Source organism: Bradyrhizobium sp. CCBAU 25338, assembly GCF_028128965.1.
GTDB classification, from domain to species: domain Bacteria; phylum Pseudomonadota; class Alphaproteobacteria; order Rhizobiales; family Xanthobacteraceae; genus Bradyrhizobium; species Bradyrhizobium liaoningense.
Genome location: NZ_LFKY01000014.1, coordinates 1 through 1,735, shown reverse-complemented (window position 1 = coordinate 1,735; position 1,735 = coordinate 1). Strand labels below are relative to the sequence as shown.

The 1,735-nt window shown below is 66.5% G+C and carries 1 protein-coding gene; it reads left to right on the top strand.

Going from position 1 to position 1,735, the window contains the following annotated elements; translation table 11 throughout:
• On the top strand, positions 1-1,735 hold a 1,735-nt coding region (locus ACM42_RS08410; protein WP_271527491.1), incomplete at its 5' end, for a hybrid sensor histidine kinase/response regulator.

The following is a 1,735-nucleotide window of genomic DNA, read 5'->3' as shown; positions in this document are numbered from 1 at the left end:
CAAGGACCCGCTCACCCACATGGTGCGCAACTCCGCCGATCATGGCCTCGAGACCCCCGCCGAGCGGCTGGCTGGCGGCAAGGGCGAGCAGGGCACCATTCGCCTGTCCGCCTATCACGAGGGCGGCCACATCATCATCTGCATCGCCGACAACGGCCGCGGCCTCAACACCGAGAAGATCAAGGCCAAGGCCATCTCCTCCGGTCTCGTCACCGAGGCTGAGCTGGAGAAGATGAGCGAAGCCCAGATCCACAAGTTCATCTTCGCGCCGGGCTTCTCGACCGCGGCCGCCGTCACCTCGGTGTCGGGGCGCGGCGTCGGCATGGACGTGGTGCGCACCAATATCGACCAGATCGGCGGCACCATCGACATCAAGAGCGTGGCCGGCGAAGGCTCGAGCGTCACCATCAAGATCCCGCTGACGCTCGCCATCGTCTCGGCCCTGATCGTGGAAGCCGCCGGCGACCGCTTCGCCATCCCGCAGCTCTCGGTGGTGGAATTGGTGCGGGCCCGCGCCAACTCCGAGCACCGCATCGAGCGCATCAAGGACACCGCGGTCCTCAGGCTCCGCAACAAGCTGTTGCCGCTGATCCACCTGAAGAAGCTGCTCAAGATCGACGACGGCGCGGCCTCCGACCCCGAGAACGGCTTCATCGTGGTGACCCAGGTCGGCAGCCAGACCTTCGGCATCGTGGTCGACGGCGTGTTCCACACCGAGGAGATCGTGGTCAAGCCGATGTCGACCAAGCTGCGTCACATCGACATGTTCTCCGGCAACACCATTCTGGGCGATGGCGCGGTGATCATGATCATCGATCCCAACGGCATTGCGAAGGCGCTCGGCGCCGCCGGCTCCTCGGCCCATGACATGGGCGACGAAGCGGCCGGCCATCACATCGGATCGGGCGAGCAGACCACCTCGCTGCTGGTGTTCCGCGCTGGCTCGTCCCAGCCCAAGGCGGTCCCGCTCGGGCTCGTCACCCGCCTGGAAGAGCTCCCCGCAGACAAGATCGAGTTCAGCAACGGCCGCTACATGGTGCAGTACCGCGAGCAGCTGATGCCGCTGGTGGCCATGGAAGGCGTCACCATTGCCAGCCAGGGCGTCCAGCCGATCCTGGTGTTCGCCGACGACGGCCGCTCCATGGGCCTCGTCGTCGACGAGATCATCGACATCGTCGAGGAACGGCTCAACATCGAGGTCGGCGGTTCAAGTTCGGGCATTCTGGGCTCGGCCGTGATCAAGGGCCAGGCCACCGAGGTGATCGACGTCGGCCACTTCCTGCCGATGGCGTTCTCCGACTGGTTCACCCGCAAGGAGATGAAGCCGTCGATGCACTCGCAGTCGGTGCTGCTGGTCGACGATTCAGCCTTCTTCCGCAACATGCTGGCGCCGGTGCTCAAGGCCGCCGGTTACCGTGTCCGCACCGCGCCGACCGCGCAGGAGGGCCTTGCCGCGCTCCGCGCCCAGAGCTTCGACGTGGTGCTGACCGACATCGAGATGCCCGACATGAACGGGTTCGAGTTCGCGGAAGTGATCCGTTCCGACAACAATCTCGCCGCGACGCCGATCATCGGCCTGTCGGCGCTGGTGTCGCCGGCGGCGATCGAGCGCGGCCGTCAGGCCGGCTTCCACGACTATGTCGCCAAGTTCGACCGTCCCGGCCTGATCGCGGCGCTGAAGGAGCAGACCGCGGGCGCCGCCGGCGCTTCCGAGCTGAGCCGGGCCGCGGCCTAA